This window comes from Citrobacter sp. Cpo091, from assembly GCF_030332645.1.
In the GTDB taxonomy this organism is placed as follows: Bacteria; Pseudomonadota; Gammaproteobacteria; order Enterobacterales; family Enterobacteriaceae; genus Citrobacter; species Citrobacter portucalensis.
On record NZ_JAOWHL010000037.1, the window covers coordinates 152,551 to 171,341 of the forward strand.

At 52.3% G+C, this 18,791-nt stretch carries 17 protein-coding genes and 1 tRNA gene; 4 read left to right on the forward strand and 14 right to left on the reverse strand.

The features are described 5' to 3' along the window. Positions 1–13: 13 nt before the first annotated feature. Positions 14–619, reverse strand: a complete 606-nt coding sequence (locus tag OGY04_RS15900) for an ankyrin repeat domain-containing protein (RefSeq protein ID WP_008785731.1) — start codon at positions 617–619, stop codon at positions 14–16. A gap of 390 nt (positions 620–1,009) precedes the next feature. Here OGY04_RS15900 and OGY04_RS15905 point away from each other — a divergent pair, with 390 nt between their 5' ends. Further along, on the forward strand, positions 1,010–1,939 hold the full coding sequence (locus OGY04_RS15905; RefSeq protein ID WP_003825551.1) for a LysR substrate-binding domain-containing protein: 930 nt from the start codon (positions 1,010–1,012) through the stop codon (positions 1,937–1,939). Positions 1,940–1,981: 42 nt separating this feature from the next. Here the strand turns inward: OGY04_RS15905 and OGY04_RS15910 are convergent, their stop codons facing one another. The 6 genes from OGY04_RS15910 to pgaA all read right to left on the reverse strand — a co-directional run bounded on the left by OGY04_RS15910 (position 1,982) and on the right by pgaA (position 8,905). Next, the gene (locus OGY04_RS15910) at positions 1,982–2,254 is read right to left on the reverse strand and encodes a GNAT family N-acetyltransferase (protein ID WP_016157396.1); all 273 of its coding nucleotides are present in this window, start codon (positions 2,252–2,254) and stop codon (positions 1,982–1,984) included. Between the two features lie 11 nt (positions 2,255–2,265). Then, positions 2,266–2,496 carry a 4Fe-4S mono-cluster protein YjdI gene (gene yjdI / locus OGY04_RS15915; RefSeq protein ID WP_003825544.1) on the reverse strand — a complete coding sequence of 77 codons (231 nt, stop codon included), beginning with the start codon at positions 2,494–2,496 and terminating at the stop codon, positions 2,266–2,268. A gap of 81 nt (positions 2,497–2,577) precedes the next feature. After that, positions 2,578–3,084, reverse strand: a complete 507-nt coding sequence (gene pgaD / locus OGY04_RS15920; RefSeq protein ID WP_003825542.1) for a poly-beta-1,6-N-acetyl-D-glucosamine biosynthesis protein PgaD — start codon at positions 3,082–3,084, stop codon at positions 2,578–2,580. Continuing rightward, positions 3,081–4,415, reverse strand: coding sequence for a poly-beta-1,6-N-acetyl-D-glucosamine synthase (gene pgaC / locus OGY04_RS15925; protein WP_048236716.1), 1,335 nt, complete (start codon positions 4,413–4,415; stop codon positions 3,081–3,083). The genes pgaD and pgaC overlap by 4 nt, the downstream gene beginning before the upstream one ends. Further along, a complete protein-coding gene (gene pgaB, locus OGY04_RS15930; protein WP_286585617.1) occupies positions 4,412–6,433 on the reverse strand; it encodes a poly-beta-1,6-N-acetyl-D-glucosamine N-deacetylase PgaB in 2,022 nt (673 codons plus the stop codon). The genes pgaC and pgaB overlap by 4 nt, the downstream gene beginning before the upstream one ends. 9 nt (positions 6,434–6,442) lie before the next feature. After that, the gene (pgaA, locus tag OGY04_RS15935) at positions 6,443–8,905 is read right to left on the reverse strand and encodes a poly-beta-1,6 N-acetyl-D-glucosamine export porin PgaA (RefSeq protein ID WP_286585619.1); all 2,463 of its coding nucleotides are present in this window, start codon (positions 8,903–8,905) and stop codon (positions 6,443–6,445) included. An 816-nt stretch (positions 8,906–9,721) separates the two neighbouring features. Between pgaA and OGY04_RS15940 the strand changes: the two genes are divergently transcribed. Further along, positions 9,722–10,258 (forward strand): GNAT family N-acetyltransferase, encoded by a 537-nt coding sequence (locus OGY04_RS15940; RefSeq protein ID WP_125363286.1) that lies wholly within the window; start codon positions 9,722–9,724, stop codon positions 10,256–10,258. A gap of 33 nt (positions 10,259–10,291) precedes the next feature. Here OGY04_RS15940 and OGY04_RS15945 read toward each other — a convergent pair. Both OGY04_RS15945 and actS read right to left on the reverse strand, forming a co-directional pair. Next, positions 10,292–10,365: transfer RNA gene (locus tag OGY04_RS15945), tRNA-Gly, on the reverse strand. Positions 10,366–10,444: 79 nt separating this feature from the next. Continuing rightward, on the reverse strand, positions 10,445–11,203 hold the full coding sequence (gene actS, locus OGY04_RS15950) for an amidase activator ActS (protein WP_020996306.1): 759 nt from the start codon (positions 11,201–11,203) through the stop codon (positions 10,445–10,447). A 166-nt stretch (positions 11,204–11,369) separates the two neighbouring features. Here actS and idi point away from each other — a divergent pair, with 166 nt between their 5' ends. Continuing rightward, positions 11,370–11,924, forward strand: coding sequence for an isopentenyl-diphosphate Delta-isomerase (idi, locus tag OGY04_RS15955; protein WP_267454128.1), 555 nt, complete (start codon positions 11,370–11,372; stop codon positions 11,922–11,924). A gap of 77 nt (positions 11,925–12,001) precedes the next feature. Here idi and lysS read toward each other — a convergent pair whose 3' ends face one another. From lysS to xerD, 5 genes are all read right to left on the reverse strand, one after another. After that, positions 12,002–13,519 carry a lysine--tRNA ligase gene (gene lysS, locus OGY04_RS15960; RefSeq protein WP_003026911.1) on the reverse strand — a complete coding sequence of 506 codons (1,518 nt, stop codon included), beginning with the start codon at positions 13,517–13,519 and terminating at the stop codon, positions 12,002–12,004. A gap of 9 nt (positions 13,520–13,528) precedes the next feature. Beyond that, positions 13,529–14,627 (reverse strand): peptide chain release factor 2 gene (gene prfB, locus OGY04_RS15965; protein ID WP_100194817.1). Its coding sequence is split into 2 segments (ribosomal slippage): positions 13,529–14,551 and positions 14,553–14,627, totalling 1,098 coding nucleotides; the frame shifts between segments, so codons are not numbered across the junction. 91 nt (positions 14,628–14,718) lie between these two features. After that, positions 14,719–16,452, reverse strand: a complete 1,734-nt coding sequence (gene recJ, locus OGY04_RS15970) for a single-stranded-DNA-specific exonuclease RecJ (RefSeq protein WP_286585620.1) — start codon at positions 16,450–16,452, stop codon at positions 14,719–14,721. 5 nt (positions 16,453–16,457) lie between these two features. Continuing rightward, on the reverse strand, positions 16,458–17,171 hold the full coding sequence (gene dsbC, locus OGY04_RS15975; RefSeq protein ID WP_003825520.1) for a bifunctional protein-disulfide isomerase/oxidoreductase DsbC: 714 nt from the start codon (positions 17,169–17,171) through the stop codon (positions 16,458–16,460). 23 nt (positions 17,172–17,194) lie between these two features. Then, positions 17,195–18,091, reverse strand: a complete 897-nt coding sequence (xerD, locus tag OGY04_RS15980; RefSeq protein WP_003825519.1) for a site-specific tyrosine recombinase XerD — start codon at positions 18,089–18,091, stop codon at positions 17,195–17,197. A 113-nt stretch (positions 18,092–18,204) separates the two neighbouring features. Between xerD and fldB the strand changes: the two genes are divergently transcribed. After that, positions 18,205–18,726 (forward strand): flavodoxin FldB, encoded by a 522-nt coding sequence (gene fldB / locus OGY04_RS15985; protein ID WP_003026933.1) that lies wholly within the window; start codon positions 18,205–18,207, stop codon positions 18,724–18,726. Positions 18,727–18,791: the final 65 nt, after the last annotated feature.

The following is an 18,791-nucleotide window of genomic DNA, read 5'->3' on the forward strand; positions in this document are numbered from 1 at the left end:
TGGCGCTCCTGTGTCAGGCTCCGGCCGCAATCAGCAGCTCGGCAATTTCGTGGTACCCTTTCTCTCGCGCCAGTTCCAGCGGGGTTTTACCGTATTTATCCGTCATGTGCGGGTTTGCGCCATGGTCGAGCAGCAGCTTAACGATCTCCTGCTGCTTCGCACCGCCGTCATTTAGCACGATGGCTTCCAGGAGCGGCGTCCAGCCAACAAAATTAGTATGGTTGACATTGATATCGGTACGCAGCAGTAGTTCGCGCACGATCTCGACATGACCTTTTTCGCTGGCAGGTGTAATACCAACGCCGCCAAAACGGCTCAGGCAATTGAGGTCGGGGTCAGCCGGTAATACCGTACGCAACAGCGTTAAATCATTAGTCAGGCAGCTAATCAGGAAGGGATTAAAACAAGTTTGATCTTGTTTATTAATATCGGCACCCGCAGCAATCAATAAAGAAACACAGTCATAATGTTTATTCAGGCTGGCAATAATAATGGCAGTACGCCCCTGGCGGTTGGTGGCGTTAATATCCACATTTTTTGCCAGACAGGATTTTAATCCATCGGCATTGCCCTGCTCTGCCGCCAGCAGAAATTCAGTAATGAGTTCTTTCTCTGACATAATCGCTCTCCTGCAGTTTTTTAGACTTTTTAAATATCCGATAACCTGAGAATAGCAATAGAGTGCAGAGAATAACATCCGCTTAAATTTCATTCATCGTTAGCGCATCGATTATTGAATCAATTTTAACAATGAGAGCAAAACGTGCTGTAGTGCAATCTTTCCCTTATGGCTGGGGCCCTTTTAGCCACTAATCAGTAGTCCGGAAAATCAGGCGGTATGCTGCACGGATAGCGGCCTGCAATTAAAATACAGAAGTGTGATTGCCTTCAAATCAAATGTAAAACTAGTGTTAAATTCTGTTCAAAACTGATTGCTCTGTATAAGGATTACAAATACATTCAACAATCATCGTGTTGCGGATGCGCATTGTCGCCGGAGGGGAGAAAGATGAATTCAATATTTACCGAGGAAAACCTACTGGCATTTACGATGGCTGCCCGCTATAGCAGTTTCAGCAAGGCAGCGGAGGAGCTTGGCTTAACCACATCGGCAATTAGTTACACCATTAAGCGCATGGAAATGGGTCTCGACGTGGTGCTGTTTACCCGCAGTACTCGCAGCATTGAGCTGACCGAGTCCGGACGCTATCTGTTTCGCAAGGCGACCGACCTGCTCAACGATTTCCACGCCATCAAGCGCAGCATTGATACCATCGCTCAGGGAATTGAGGCTCGGGTGCGCATCTGCATTAACCAGCTGTTGTATACCCCTCAACATACGGCGAGGCTGCTGCAGGTACTCAAGAAACAGTTTCCAACCTGCCAGATAACCGTCACTACAGAGGTGTATAACGGCGTCTGGGATTCGATCATCAATAACCTGGCCAATATCGCGATTGGCGCGCCCGATACATTACTGGACGGCGGCGGAATTGATTACACCGAGATCGGCGCGATCCGTTGGTCGTTCGCGATTGCCCCGGATCATCCGCTGGCGTTTATGCCTGAACCCATCTCTGAGAGCCAACTGCGCCTGTACCCGAACATCATGGTGGAAGACACCGCACACACCATCAACAAAAAAGTCGGTTGGCTGTTACACGGTCAAGAGTCGATTCTGGTTCCCGATTTTAATACCAAGTGCCAGTGCCAGATCCTGGGGGAGGGCATCGGTTTTCTGCCAGACTATATGGTGCGCGAGGCGATGGAAAAGTCGTTGCTGGTGACACGGCAGATCCACAACCCACGTCAGGATTCACGAATGCTGTTGGCAACCCAGCATTCGGCAACCGGTCGTGTCACTCAGTGGATTAAAAAAGAGTTTGGCCCGCAAGGGATACTGACGGGGATTTATCAGGATTTACTGCATCGGGCGTGATGCACCGGATGGCTGTTATACCTTCCAGTGCATATAAGATAATCAGGCGCGGATATCGTCGTACTCGCGGGTTTTATCAAATTCATGTTTGGCAAACGGGCACAGCGGAATCACTTTGCGGTTTTCAGCGCGCATCTTCTCTACCACTTTCGCCACCAGCAGTTTGCCGACGCCCTGACCTTTCAGACTGGGGTCAACATCGGTATGTTCAATGATACTCAGATGCTCGCCCGTCGGCACAAAGACAATCTCGGCAACCTGATTGCCTTCGGCATCGTTGACATAAAATTTGTTGTGGCCTGCAAGAATTTCCATGCTTCCCTCACTCATTTTTGGCGATATTTCAGAGCACCGCTCGGACAGGTATCGATGACCTTGATGACCGTGGCAACGTCCACTTCATCCGGAATAATCCACGGTTTACGTTTCAGGTTAAACAGCTTCGCGCTTCCCCGCACGCAATTGCCCGAATGCTGACACATCGCCGTGTTGAAGTAGACGTCAATCTTCTCGCCGGTATAGGCCCGGTAACCTGCATCCAGTAGTTCCTTATCCACGATATTGCCTCGCATTTTTTTATTGTCTGTTTTAATCATAGACCTATGCGAGGCTGAAGGAAGCGGCTGAAATCAGAAATATCATTCAGGCTTTTTCTGTATCGACGGCTGCGGCTCTGGCGGCAAATACTCCAACATCGCAGGCGTCGGCGGCGGGAGGCGGTTATCGGCAATATCCCTGTCCACATCGATATGACTGATTTCGCCATTCTCATGATGGTGGACCGTCAGCACCCTCGCCTTGTTCAGTTCCGTAACCAGCTCCCGGGTAATACGCAAACTTTCTGCCAGCTCATGGTCTTCAAGCCCGGGTCTGCGACTGCGGCGTTCGACCCGAAAACGAAACTGGTTGTACTTCGCCCAGCCAATCAGCACCAGGCCGTTGACCAGGGCGACAAGGATATAAAACGTGACCGTATCCAGCGTGGTGAAAAAGGGTCGCACCCCCATATACGGTGAATGCGCCAGGGCTGTGATCAGCCCTTTATAGATTAAATAGATAAATCCAACCCATGCGATGGCCGTCAACAACACATCGATGATGCGCGGCAGCAAACGCCGCTCCGTGAAGATCAGTGGCTGGTTCATGATTCGATCCTCCCAATACCGCGGTCAGGACTCACCCAACGCGCTCTGCCACGTTTGCGTTTGAGCATCACTTTCGGGAATGACACCAGCGTGGTGAACAGGCTTAGCATCCAGTACACCACCGGGAACCAGATAATCCAGAACAATGAAGCGCCAATATTTTTTTCATAGCGTCGTTCAATCATCAGGCTCACCGCAAACTGCAGCAAGCACACCACGCCGAGGATAAGCCCGGTAAAGGCCGGTGGGAACAGATGCTGTACATACAGCGAGTCCGGCATCGGGATCATCAGTCCTAAAAGGAACAGCACGATACTGATCGCATAGGCAAATGCCCAGGCGGTAGAAAAACAGAACTCAAGAAACAGCGGCCACATGCGGCGGAACTCCCACGACCACAGACGACGCATGTTAACGATAAACACCTCTGCACCACCCTGCGCCCAGCGCAAACGCTGCTTCCACAGCCCTCTTAAGGTTTCAGGCATCAGGATCCAGCAAAGTGCGCGCGGCTCAAAGAATACCGACCAGTGGCGCAATTGCAGCTTCCAGCTGATATCGATATCTTCGGTGATCATGTCCGGGCTCCAGTAACCGACCTCGGCCAGCGCGCGACGACGAAACGCCGCAACCACACCTGAGACACTAAAGATCTGCCCATAGACTCGCTGAGTACGCTTAATCAAGCCGATAATGGAAGTGAACTCACCAACCTGCACACGACCGATTAACGTAGAGCGGGTTCGAATTCGCGGGTTCCCCGTCACCGCACCAACGCGCGGGAACTGGATCAGCGGAGCTACCATATAAGCGACGGCATCGCGTTCCAGTAACGCATCGCCATCAATACACACCAGATAATCGCTGCGCGCCGCGGCCGCACCGGTCTTGAGCGCCAGCGCTTTGCCCTGGTTTTCAGCCAGATGAATCACCCGCAGGCTGGGGTATTCCACTGCCAGTTGTTCCAGCACGTCGTGAGTGTCATCCGTCGAACCATCGTTGATGGCGATCACTTCGATATTCTTATATCGCTGGGCCAGTGCTGCCTCAATGGTTTCACGCGCATTGATCCCTTCGTTAAAACAGGGGATCAGAATGGAAACCAGTGGATTCCCCTGCAATGTCGGTGGTGGCGTGTCATCTCCCCATTTCCAGTGACGTTCACGGTAAAACCAGAAATAGACTCCGCCGCTTATCCATAAGCCAGACATGAACAATGGCCAGAAGAAGACGAAGTTCAACATCACTTCACCTGTAAAGATGACAGCCACACCAAACGGCAGGCTGAACATCAGGCAAAGTATCAGGAAAGCAATAATGCGATCGGTCATTTTTGCGGATACCAGTATGAGGAGAACGTCGAGCGAATCTCTGACATCTCAGGTTTGTCGCTGATGAAATCATCCGGGTAATAGCCGTAGTTACCTGCACCGCTTAATTTCAGCTGGCGCATCCATTCGGCTATTTGTTTTCCGCTGATTTCAGCCTGATCCCCGGATTTACGCCAGTCTCGTGCCTGCAGTTCAAACACGGTTTTATCCAGCGCCCCAGGGGTTTGTGCAACGGCATTCACCAGTCGGTCAAGCCATGCGTTGGCATCATTGGCCGGGATCTGTTCCATGAATGGCATCGCCATCGGCGCCGTCCAGTCATAGGTATTGAGGAAATCATTCAGGTTTTGTGCAAACCAGGCTTCACTCTCAGGCTCCAGTACCGGCATGGCGTAAATATTGCGCGCAGTTTGCACCTGTGGACCGCGAATATTACGCACCGTCCGGGTCAGTTGTTTGGTGAAGTCAATCAGCATCTTACTTTTCAGGCGAGTCCAGCGCTCGAACGCCTGAGGATTATTACGTATTTGCTCGATACTGTCCGGAAGCCCTGCGGCACGGTAGGCGGCTAACGCCTCCGGTGACGCATCTTCAAAATCCGTCAGGAAAGCATCGTCATGGAACAAAATACCTTTGAAGCTGGCGTGCTTCGCCAGGTCTTCATAGATTTCAGTGATGCGTTTGCGCGCTTCGCTGTCCCAGGGCGAGAGACGAACATAGTTCTCATGATTGATAGCAGTGCGTCCCGTTTTCGGATCCCATGCGGTTACGCGTGGAATGGACGCGTCGAGATCGAAAGCCAGAACCGGCATCCAGGCGTACACCGTCACCCCTGCCCGCGTTTGTAACTGCCAGGAGATATAGTTAAAGAGATCGGCACGCATCGGCAGCCAGCGGTTGGGGAAATAGAGTTCGCGAATATTCCCGTCGCCCTGCGGATCGGCGTACGCCTGCAGGAAGACATGAGAAATACGCATGTCATAAACGCGCTGGATCAGCTTATCGATATTTCGCTTCTGCTGAGCAGGGTCTTTGTCATACACGTAATCCAGATCGACATGCATCACGCGCATCGTCTGTGGTTCACGGACCTGAGCGACCTGACTGGCAAAGCGCTTAAGGGATGGGTTATCAGAGATCAGCACGCGCGGAATATCATCGAGAAACGCGGCATTCGCCAACCCTTCATTAAGCGTAAAGGCCATCTTATAGCCATGCTCTTTGGCCAGGTTTAACGTTGTACCGTTGGCTGCGCCGTAAGGCCATACCCACGCGCGCGGCGATTTGCCGGTCACCGCTTTGATCTTGTTAGTGATCAGAGAGATATCCGTGTTTATACGTCGCGTGTACTGTTCGTCCGTTTCGTAAGTGCCGGTTTTCTTATCATACAGGCGGTTCGCCACAGCGGGCTCTTTACTCCCCTGCGGGTTGGCCTCAGCGCCAAAGTGCGAGTTCCAGGTGTGCGCACCGACTTCTACCAACGGCGACTTGCCCATTTCTTCGACCATTTTCCAGGTGGCGAATTTGTCTCGCGCGGTCATTAAGCCGCCAAAATCGACTTTTTTGTTGGCTGGCGCATCAACCCAACTGCCTACTGGTGCCCAGAGCGCAGGCCAGTTGTAGGCTTTCAGCAATGGCCAGACGCGGGTATAAAAACTGCTATATCCATCGTCAAAGGTGAGTAATACCGCTTTTTCCGGCAGTACAATTTTACCGTCATGGGCGTCCAGAATTTGCTGCACGCTGATCGGCTGATAGCCATTATCACGCAGCCAGGCCATTTGGTCGCTCAACGCGCTGGTACGCACAGAGAGGTAGCGCTGGTCGGCTGCACCATCCTCCACATCATGGTAGCCGAGCACCAGAAAGCTATTTTTCGGCCACGGATGATCCGCCGTCAGCGGTGTTCTCTCTGCGGGAGGAACATAGCGAGGCGTTGTATTGTGCGCGCTGCTGCACGCGGTAATCATCAACCAGCCAGCGATTAATGCGCTAAGCCACAGGCATCTTTTCAGCATGAACAATCCTTAAAACCTGACATTTAAATCGAAAGCGAGGGAGATATTCCGCTCACGTTTACCGTCATAGGGGCGTTTATCCCAAATCAGCATCACCCCGCCATCTACGACGTTGTTCCATTTAAGCCGTTGGCCGTATCCCACCTGGACGATAGCACCTGCATCTTCGCCTTGCTGCCAGTAGCCACCTACGCCTGCCAGGCCTTGCTGCGTCCAGACGGTATCATAGTGGCGGTAAAGAACCTGCTCCGCGCTCAAGCCAGGGACAACGGAAAAATCACTCTTCGGGTTGTAATACGGCACATTCTCTTTGGTGTTGGTGCTCCCGCCGATACCCGGCGTAAAGTCCAGCGTGAAGCGCGGCGTGGTCCACATGCGCTCTTTTCCGCTGAGTCCATATTCGATGCGATCGTTACCGTCCGAGAAATGTGATGCGGCAAACGACAGTTGATATTCACGTCGTTCGTTTTGATACCAGCGAACAAACATATCGCCGCCGTTGGCATACACGCCACTACGCAGCGCGCGCAACGGGGTATTGCGAGAGAGGCGTTCGGCCGACCCACCAACGCGCCAGTTGTCATTAAAGTCATGCCAGCCGGATAGACGCCCGCCAATCTTCTGACCATCGCCATAATTTCGGCCTGACACTTCCATTTCCGCCCAGTAATCACGGGAAGTCCATTCTGCCCCCGCCGCCAGATCGCGGCTGATGCCCTTCCCTTCCTCAAATTCACCGGTTGCAAAGTTGAATCCGGTAAACAGTCGCCAGTTGTCATTAATCGGCGGACTGTAAATAGCCGTGTTGATGTTGAAGTCATTCTTACCGCTGACCGGGCTATCGGACGAGATCCCCTGCGTTCCGCTAATGCGCACTTCCGACATTTTGTGGACATCACGAATACGCGCGAGGCGTAGCGTCGCTTCATCATCCGGGCTACGGGCAATAACGTCATCCGTCAGTTCATCTGCCTGTTTCCACTCCTGAAGATCCAGTGCAACGTAAGCCTGCTGGCGCTCCAGCTCCAGGTTGCTTGGCTCAATGACTTCCGCCAGCTTAAGCTCTTTCTCCGCCGCATGCGGCAATCCACGCGCTTCAAGCACAGAGGCATAAGATATGCGCAATCCCTGGTTACCAGAGCCTGTTCGTGCCAGATGCTCTGCGAGCTTTTCTGCCTCTGGCAGTTCATTGGCAGCGATATGATATTGCGTCAGTAGCGACTGTCCGAGCAGCCAGTTATCGTTAGGCTGCGGCGTTGGCGAGCCATAGATACGCCGTAGATACGGACTCTCTTTGATCAAATCATCAACTTGTTTTTTGGCAGCATCGAAGTTTTCATTATCAATGTGCGCGTAGAACAGATCTTGTTGATCCTCAGGACTGAGTGGCGTCACCGGGATAGGTCCATTCGGGTAGTAAATGCTCGCCAGCATCGCTTCGGTTTTTTCCGGCTGACGTTCGCTTAACCATGCTGATGCCACCCAGCGTTTTGCATAGTTTGGTACTTCGCCGCTTGCAGAAAGGGACTCATACTCATCAATCACTTCGGCAGTACGCTTACGCACCAACAAGGCACCCATACGGTCAATTCTCGCCCGACGGACATCATTCTGCGCAGACGGCTCATCTTTCCAGGCCGCCAACAGTTGGTCATAACGGGCCAGCGCTTTATCGGCCACGATAAAACGTTCTTCTTCATTACGTGCGGACGTATAAGAGGAGCGTACCATTTCAGCCGCCGCATCAAGCTCAAGACGGCGCTTCACTGGATCAGCCGTGGGAACGACCTCCGCCATATTTAAAGCGGGTCCGGAAACACGGTTCGCCGACAGCGCAGATAGCAGCGTGGATTTTGCATTTTTGTTGCCTGGATCAACATCATCCGCCTGGCTGGCAACCAACAGTGCATCCCAGTTTTTCCCCTGAGAATGATACACATAGGCAAGCAGTGCGTCGGAGTCTGCTCCCGGATGCGCCTGCGCCCATTTATTCGCTTCAGTAAGGGCTTGCTGATTGTAGCGCGCATCCGCCAACGTCATTATCCAGCCGGTGCGTACATCCACGTTATCAGGCTCTTCCTGTAAAACGCTTTCCCACACCGCCAATGAATCATTCCAGTTTTTCTGGTTACGGTACGCACGTGCAGCGGCGACTTTGCCGCGCGCAGGCACATCCATCTGCCCACGATACCGCTGCCAGATTTGAATGGTTGTTTTATCGTTGTTATCGACCCAACCAGAAACTTGCAACCAGTCGGCAACCTGATTTGGCGTTAGCGCACTTTTCTTTCCCTGATCCTCAAGGTAGCGCAATAGCGGCGCACTATTCCCTCCCCGCGCTTCAATAACCAAAGCATCATAATCTGATACCGCAGCAGAGATTTGCATAGGGAAAAGAATGCTTGCCGTAAATAAACAGCTTACAGACTTAAAACGTTTAATGAAGTTGGCATGTCGACGCATACTGAACATATCTGCCCTTATATCTTACATCAGAGTAAAAATAAGCGTTTTCAATAAGTTACGGTCAATCCCTGACAGTTGCCGACCATGTAAGATGCACTGCCGCTTATTTCGTAATAGGGTTATGAAGCAATTAATTCTTTCGTCTTATTGACTACCCGCACCGCGTCCTCTAATCGTTGGACAGGAGGCATAAACTCGGGAATTTTATCACTCCATGTAGTTCGTGGCTACGCAATAAGAAAATTCTTAGGCAAAAAAGTATTTTAGACTAAATAATCCTAATACTCTTGGGATTGAATTCTGGATTTAAACAAAGTTTGCCCGGTGACATCATGTGACGATGCTTACTATTGCTGGTTAGCATAGCTACACCGCGCAACTGTTTGCATGGTAACTATTTTGAGAGGTGAATAGAGAAAAATCTGATAATAGGCTCTCTGCTAACAACAAAATATAACTTAATTTTTAGGGCTCAAACAGGGCCAATGAAATGAAAATAAGGGTACAGGCGCAAGAAGAATTAGATACAGTAACAATGCGTTGAAATCAAACAACTTTATTTATCATTTTTCGAAACCTACCATAATTGGTATTTGGAAACTCAATCAAATACGTGCGTGAATAATTGTGTATTACTCTACCTGTTAATATATTTACCAACCTTGCGTACTATTGACAATATCAACCACAATCAATTATTTCCCCTTACAATATGCAAGCCTATTTGCATTACAAGCAACTGATAGAAGCATAATTTTTTGCACTTACCTTCCCCTCAGTCTTTCAGGTAATCTGGGCAAAGACGCCAATGGGAGCCGGTCAATGAAAATCGTTAACGCAGAAGAAAAGCACATCCTCACCATACGCGATATCTATGCACATCATGTTCTTCACGGTACCGGCAGCTTTGAAACCGACCCGCCGGATGCACACGAGATGCTTGCTCGTCTGGAAAAAATCCGCAGCCTCGGGCTGCCGTGGGTCGTCGCTCTGCAGGAAGATAAGGTCATCGGGTATTGCTACCTCACCCGCTACCGCGAGCGCTATGCCTACCGCTATACCCTTGAGGATTCGATTTATATTGCTCCAACGGCTCAGCGTCAGGGTGTAGGAAAAGCCTTACTGCGTCATGTGATTGGCTGGGCTGAAGCACAGGGTTATCGGCAACTGATTGCCATCGTCGGCGACAGCAATAATCAGGGATCGTTAAAAGTCCATCAGCAGGCCGGATTTACGCAAATCGGCACACTGAAAAACATTGGCTTCAAACATGGGCTATGGCTCGACACGGTATTGCTACAACGTAATCTGGGTGAAGGTAACAACACGCTGCCACCGGATTCCGGTGTCGCTATCTAACGTTTTTAAGGATTAACTACAGGGAGAGAATTTTGGAGCGGGCGAAGGGAATCGAACCCTCGTATAGAGCTTGGGAAGCTCTCGTTCTACCATTGAACTACGCCCGCATCAAAGTGCGTAAGGGATTATAAACCTTACGCTCTTCTTGGCAAGGGACTTACCCACTGACTGGCGATTAATTCACCGTCAGCATTTTGGCTTACTGCCCTGCGGCGGTAAATAACGCAGCGGATCGATAGCCGTCGCCCGGTAGCGGATTTGGAAATGCAGCCGCACCGTAGTCGCATCCGAGCTGCCCATCGTCGCGATTTTCTGCCCGGCCTTCACGTTTTGACCGTTGTTCACCAGCATGGTGTCATTATGCGCATACGCAGTGATGTAGTCCTCACTGTGCTTAATCATGATGAGATTACCATAGCCCCGCAGCTGATTACCGACGTAAACCACCTTCCCGGCGCCGGCGGCATAAATCGGTGTACCGCGCGCAGCCGAGATATCAATGCCCTTGTTGCCGCCGTCCGCGGTTGAATAAGGCAGGATCACCTTACCGCTGGCAGGCCACAGCCAGCAACGTTGCCCTACCGGAGGCCAGGAAGACTGCGGTACGGACGAAGACGGTCTGACCGCTGCCGTTTTGGTTGAGGATTTCTTGGTTGTTTTGCCAGAGTTAGAACTGGTTTTCGCGCCACCGCTGACCTTCAGTTTTTGCCCTACTTCAATGGTATAGGGCGGTGAAATATTATTCAGGCGGGCGATCTCTTTCACGCTGGTCCCGGTAGCGCGCGAAATACGGTATAGCGTATCCCCCCGCTTCACGGTATACACGGAGCCGGAATAACTTCCTGTATCAGACGACTTGCTCCCGGAACACCCCGCTAACAGCAGACCGACGCACAGCAACATCACGATACCCAGGCCATTTTTCTTCAGGCGTCCTGCACTCAAAACAATACCTCGCAACATTTTCAGACGCTTTATCATAGCAGCCAGAAACCGGATGCCAAATCATATCGCGCAACGAACCGTCGGCCCTGGCATTTCACACCCTCTGTTAATCAATCTGACTTAATTAAGCATATAATATGGATGCTTAAGATTGATGGTGGACGCTATGCGACAGGAACATGTCATTTTATTGAATGAGCAGGACCAACCCTGCGGAACGCTGGAAAAATATGCGGCGCATACCGCCACAACCCCCCTGCATTCCGCTTTCTCGTGCTGGATATTTAACGAGCAGGGCCAACTGCTGGTCACCCGCCGCTCGCTGCACAAAAAAGCCTGGCCTGGCGTCTGGACCAACTCTGTCTGCGGTCACCCGCAGCTGGATGAAACCCACGAAGCCGCTATTGTTCGCCGGGCTCGCTTCGAACTGGGTGCAGACATCGACTTGCTCAGCCCCGTATACGCTGACTTTCGTTATCGCGCTACAGACCCGAGTGGAATAGTTGAAAACGAAGTATGCCCGGTTTATGCCGCACATATCGTGAGTCCGCTACAGCTAAACCCAGATGAAGTGATGGATTGCCACTGGAGCAGTCTTGCGGATGTCTTAAGCGGGATTGACGCGACGCCGTGGGCTTTTAGCCCGTGGATGGTAATGCAGGTTGCAGACAAAGAAGCGCGTACGCTGTTGCGGAATTACTGCCAACAAATTATTGCCTGATGGCGCTACGCTTATCTGGCCTACATAACGAATCGTAGGCCGGATAAGGCGTCAGCCGCCATCCGGCATTTCACATCTTACTTAACCGGGCGCATCGCCGGGAACAAGATCACGTCGCGGATAGTGTGGCTGTTGGTGAACAGCATAACCATACGGTCGATACCAATGCCCAGACCCGCAGTCGGCGGCAGACCGTGTTCCAGAGCGGTAACGTAGTCTTCGTCATAGAACATTGCTTCGTCATCACCCGCATCTTTAGCGTTAACCTGATCCTGGAAACGCTGCGCCTGATCTTCCGCATCGTTCAGCTCGCTGAAACCGTTACCGATTTCACGTCCGCCGATGAAGAATTCGAAACGGTCAGTGATTTCCGGATTTTCGTCATTACGACGCGCCAGCGGAGAAACTTCTGCTGGGTACTCGGTAATGAAGGTCGGTTGAATCAGGTGCGCTTCCGCAACTTCTTCAAAGATCTCGGTCACGATACGGCCCAGACCCCAGCTCTTCTCAACTTTGATGCCGATAGATTCAGCAATCGCTTTTGCAGAGTCGAAGTTATCCAGATCGGCCATGTTGGTTTCCGGACGGTATTTCTGAATCGCTTCACGCATGGTCAGTTTTTCGAACGGCTTACCGAAGTCGAAGACTTCTTCACCGTAAGGCACTTCAGTCGTTCCCAGAACGTTCTGCGCCAGCGTACGGAACAGCGATTCGGTCAGTTCGATCAGATCTTTGTAGTCCGCATAAGCCATGTAGAGTTCCATCATGGTGAACTCTGGGTTATGGCGAACAGAGATGCCTTCGTTACGGAAGTTACGGTTAATTTCGAATACGCGTTCGAAGCCGCCAACCACCAGACGCTTGAGGTACAGTTCCGGCGCGATACGCAGGTACATGTCCAGATCCAGCGCGTTATGATGAGTAATAAACGGACGCGCTGCCGCACCGCCAGGGATCACCTGCATCATCGGGGTTTCTACTTCCATAAAGCCACGAGCAACCATGAACTGACGGATGCCAGCCATAATTTGTGAACGCACTTTAAAGGTATTGCGGGATTCATCGTTAGAGATGAGATCCAGGTAACGTTGACGATAGCGCGCTTCCTGATCCTGCAGACCGTGGAATTTGTCCGGCAGCGGGCGCAGCGCTTTGGTCAGCAGACGCAGTTCGGTGCAGTGAATAGACAACTCACCGGTCTTGGTCTTGAACAACTTACCTTTCGCGCCGAGGATATCGCCCAGATCCCATTTTTTGAACTGCTCGTTGTAGACGCCTTCCGGCAGGTCATCGCGAGCAACGTACAGCTGAATACGGCCGCCAACGTCCTGCAGCGTAACGAATGATGCTTTACCCATAATACGACGGGTCATCATACGGCCAGCAACGGATACCTCAATGTTCAGCGCTTCCAGCTCTTCGTTTTCTTTCGCGTCGAAGTCAGCATGCAGTTGGTCTGAGGTATGATCGCGACGGAAATCGTTCGGGAACGGGATCCCCTGCTCACGCAGGCTCGCCAGCTTCTCACGGCGCGTTTTCAGTTCATTGTTAAGGTCGGCTACCGCGTCAGCGCCCTGTACGTGTTGTTCAGACATGTTGGTTCCTCATAACCCTGCTTTCAAACTTGCTTCGATAAATTGATCCAGGCTGCCATCCAGCACCGCCTGCGTGTTACGGGTTTCAACCCCGGTACGCAGATCTTTGATGCGAGAGTCATCAAGGACATAAGAACGAATCTGGCTACCCCAGCCGATATCTGACTTGTTGTCTTCCATCGCCTGTTTCTCGGCATTCTTCTTCTGCATTTCCAGTTCATAAAGCTTCGCTTTCATCTGCTTCATGGCCTGGTCTTTGTTCTTGTGCTGGGAACGGTCGTTCTGACACTGCGTCACAATCCCAGTCGGGATGTGGGTAATACGCACCGCAGATTCCGTACGGTTAACGTGCTGACCACCCGCACCGGAGGCACGGTAAACGTCAATACGCAGATCCGCCGGGTTGATATCGATATCAATATCATCATCAACTTCCGGATAAACAAACGCAGAACTGAACGACGTATGGCGACGTCCGCCGGAGTCGAACGGACTCTTACGAACCAGACGGTGTACGCCGGTTTCAGTACGCAGCCAACCGTACGCATATTCGCCAGCAATTCTGATGGTTACGGATTTAATACCCGCCACTTCACCTTCAGACTCTTCAATAATTTCAGTCTTAAAGCCGCGCGCTTCAGCCCAACGCAGATACATGCGCATCAGCATGCTTGCCCAGTCCTGCGCTTCCGTACCGCCAGAACCTGCCTGAATATCGAGATAGCAATCTGCGCTGTCATATTCACCGGAGAACATACGACGGAATTCCAGCTGGGCCAGCTTATCTTCCAGCGTGTCGAGTTCTGCTACGGCTTCGTTAAAGGTTTCTTCGTCGTCGGCTTCTACAGCCAGTTCCAGCAGGCCGGAGACATCTTCCAGGCCCTGGCTCATCTGATCGAGCGTATCAACGATGGCTTCAAGAGAAGAACGCTCTTTACCCAGCGCCTGCGCGCGTTCGGGTTCGTTCCATACGTCCGGCTGTTCCAGCTCGGCGTTTACTTCTTCCAGACGCTCTTTCTTGGCATCATAGTCAAAGATACCCCCTAAGAACGTCAGAGCGCTCCGTGAGGTCCTGAATGCGGTTATTTACCGGATTAATTTCAAACATTGTCTGATTTCTTTTATTGGACTAGTCAAAATGCGGTGATAAGAGCGGGATTGTAACTAATCCACGCCCTTTTTTATAGCGATTAGTGACGCTAAAGTGGCCAGATATTGTCGATTATAATCTGCAAACTACGGTTGCCGCGAAACTCATTAATATCCAGTTTGTAGGCAAGCTGAACTTCGCGCACGCCGTTGTCCGGCCAGCAGGTGGTATCGACGTTAAACGCAATGCCGTCCAGCAGCGGACCACCGCCTACGGGCTCGACCATTACCTTCAGATGACGCTCACCGACCAGACGCTGCTGGAGCAAACGGAAATGCCCGTCAAACAGCGGTTCCGGGAACATTTGTCCCCACGGTCCGGCATCGCGTAGCATTTGTGCGACCTCCATGGTCATCTCCGCTGCGCTCAGTGGGCCATCCGACACCACTTCACCTTGCAGTAAGGCGGGATCCAGCCACTCGGTAACCAGTTCGCCAAAACGCTGCTGGAAACGCTCAAACTGCGCCTCTTCAAGCGATAACCCCGCCGCCATGGCGTGACCGCCAAACTTGATGATCATGCCCGGATGAAGGGTGTCCAGGCGCTCCAGCGCATCACGCATGTGCAGCCCCTGAATCGAACGCCCGGAGCCTTTGAGAGTACCATCACCTGCCGGGGCAAACGCTATCACCGGACGATGGAATCGCTCTTTAATGCGCGATGCCAGAATCCCCACAACGCCCTGATGCCACTCGGGATGATACATTGCCAGGCCGCCCGGAAGCGTATCGCTACTGCGTTCCAGCTTTTCACACAGGGTAAGCGCTTCGGCCTGCATACCCTGCTCAATTTCTTTGCGCGTCTGGTTGAGTGCGTCCAGCTCATTGGCCAGCACGCGCGCTTCACCAATGTTGTCGCACAGCAACAGCGCTACGCCAACGGACATATCGTCCAGACGCCCCGCCGCATTCAGCCGTGGCCCGAGGGCAAAACCTAAATCACTGGCTGCCAGCTTTAGGGGGTCGCGATTGGAAATCTCCAGCAGCGCTTTGATACCAGGGCGGCATTTTCCGGCACGGATACGGCTTAAGCCTTGCCACGTCAGAATGCGGTTATTGGCATCCAGCGGTACCACGTCCGCCACCGTGCCAAGCGCAACCAGATCGAGCAAATCCGCCAGGTTCGGCGGTGCAATGCCTCGCTCATCAAACCAGCCTTTGTCACGCAGGAAAGTGCGCAGCGCCAGCATCAGATAGAAGGCTACACCAACGCCTGCCAGCGATTTCGACGGGAACTCACAGTCGTGCAGGTTAGGATTGATGATCGCCTCTGCGCCCGGCAGCGTATCCCCTGGCAGGTGGTGATCGGTCACAACGACCGGGATCCCCAACGTTCTGGCATGTTCGACACCCGCGTGAGACGAGATGCCGTTGTCTACGGTGACAATCAGCTGAGCACCACGGGCATGGGCCTGATCAACGACTTCCGGGCTTAAACCATAACCGTCCTCAAAACGATTTGGCACCAGGTAGTCAACGTTACTGCAGCCCAACGCGCGCATCGCCAGGATGCTTAGCGCCGTGCTGGTCGCGCCATCGGCATCGAAATCGCCAACAACGATGATGCGAGTTCCCGCACGAAAGGCGCTGTAGAGGATCTCAACCGCCTTTTCGACACCGTTTAAATGCTGCCACGGCAGCATTCCTTTGACGCTACGCTCAAGCTCCTGCGCGCTACGTACACCGCGACTGGCGTATAAACGGCGCAGCAGCGGCGGTAAGTCGGCAGGTAGCTCGACTGTCTCGTCGGCTTCACGCCGACGAAGTTGTATCTGTTGTTTCACGCGAATTATTTACCGCTGGTCTGTTTTGCATGTGCGTCGAGGAATTCTTTCATCTCTTTCGGGCCCTGATAACCAGGTACGACATAGCCATTGCTCAGCACAATCGCCGGTGTACCGCTGACGCCAAACTGTACGCCCAGCGCATAGTGGTTAGCGATATCCACATCACAGGTCGCCGCTTTCACGCCCTTGCCAGTCATCGCGTCGTCAAAGGCTTTGTTTTTGTCCTTAGCACACCAGATAGACTTCATGTCTTGCTCAGCCTGGCTGTCCAGCCCCTGACGTGGGAAGGCCAGATAACGTACGGTGATCCCCAACGCATTGTAATCTTTCATCTCTTCATGCAGCTTGTGGCAGTAACCACAAGTGATGTCGGTGAAAACGGTAATGACGTGTTTTTCCTGCGGCGCTTTGTAGATGATCATCTCTTTTTCCAGCGCGTTCAGATGCTTCATCAGCAGTTGGTTGGTGACATTCACCGGACTTGCGCCGCTCACGTCGTACATCGGTCCCTGGATAATATGTTTACCGTCTTCGGTAACGTACAGCACGCCGCTATTGGTCAGTACGGTTTTCATGCCCGCAACCGGAGCAGGTTGAATCTCGGTGCTCTGCACACCCAGCTTTGCTAATGACTGACGAATTGCCGCGTCGTCTGCATGTACCATGCCGGAAAACGCCGTCGCCAGCAGGGTGAACATCATAAAACGTTTTTTCATAGCCTATCCTATACTGTCAGCACTCACGCTCGCGGGTGATGCTGTTGATGTAGTTGCCGCAAGCGCTCCGTTGCGACATGAGTATAAATTTGCGTTGTCGAGAGATCGCTATGCCCCAGTAGCATCTGCACCACGCGCAGGTCTGCGCCATGGTTGAGCAGATGCGTGGCAAACGCGTGCCGCAGGACGTGCGGTGACAGCTTTTCGCTGTCGATTCCCGCCAACACAGCATAGTGTTTGATACGATGCCAGAAGGTCTGACGGGTCATCTGTTGCGCCCGCTGACTAGGAAACAGCACATCAATCGATACACCGTTGAGCAACCATGGACGCCCATGCTCCAGGTATGTTTCCAGCCAGTACACAGCCTCCTCACCCAACGGGACAAGGCGCTCTTTGTTACCTTTACCGATCACCCGTACCACACCCTGACGCAGGCTGACGTCACTCATCGTCAGTCCTACCAGTTCAGACACGCGCAGGCCTGTTGCATACAGCACTTCCAGCATGGCTTTGTCGCGTAGCTCCAGCGGTTGCTCAATAAGCGGCGCTTGTAGCAGCCGCTCAACCTGCGCTTCGCTGAGATCTTTAGGCAGGCGCTGCGGAAGTTTAGGTGATGCAAGCGAGGCGCTGGGGTCATCTTCGCGATATTTTTCGCGGTACAGATGCTGAAAAAAACGTCGCGTCGCACTGAGCAAACGTGCGGAACTGGTGGCTTTATACCCTCCATCCATCCGCTCAGCCAGCAAGGCTTGCAGATCATCACTTTGCGCGGTCGCAAGCGAAGCGCCGCGGTGATGTAACCATTCCACAAGCATGGTCAGATCGCGACGATACGCACTTAATGTGTTTTCCGCCAGATTTCGTTCCAGCCACAGGGCATCAAGAAACTGCTCGATGCGCGCCAGATCCTGTTCCACTCGCGCCCCTTATTCCACTCTCATTTTTGATGCATTATGCCTCATTGTGCCGTGAATGCGGCGATTCTGTTACACTACCCGCAACGCTACAGCAGAATTGAGATGTTTACGTCATGAACATGGGTCTTTTTTACGGTTCCAGCACCTGCTACACCGAAATGGCAGCAGAAAAAATCCGCGATATCCTGGGTCCCGAACTGGTGACACTGCACAACCTCAAAGACGATTCCCCGACCCTAATGGAGCAATATGACGTGCTCATTTTGGGCATCCCAACCTGGGATTTCGGTGAAATTCAGGAGGACTGGGAAGCGGTCTGGGAGCAACTGGACGACCTCAACCTGGAGGGCAAGATTGTCGCGCTTTACGGTATGGGCGATCAGTTGGGATACGGCGAATGGTTCCTGGATGCGTTGGGTATGCTGCACGATAAACTGATCACCAAAGGTGTAAAGTTTGTCGGCTACTGGCCCACAGAAGGCTACGAATTCACCAGCGATAAACCCGTCATTGCTGATGGACAGCTGTTTGTTGGCCTGGCGCTGGATGAGACGAACCAGTACGATCTCAGCGATGAACGCATTCAGGCCTGGTGCGAGCAAATTCTTGGGGAAATGGCCGAGCACTGGTCCTGATAACCGATTTGCCGGATGACGGCGTAAATGCCTTATCCGGCCTGCATGACGCACCTAACTGTTGG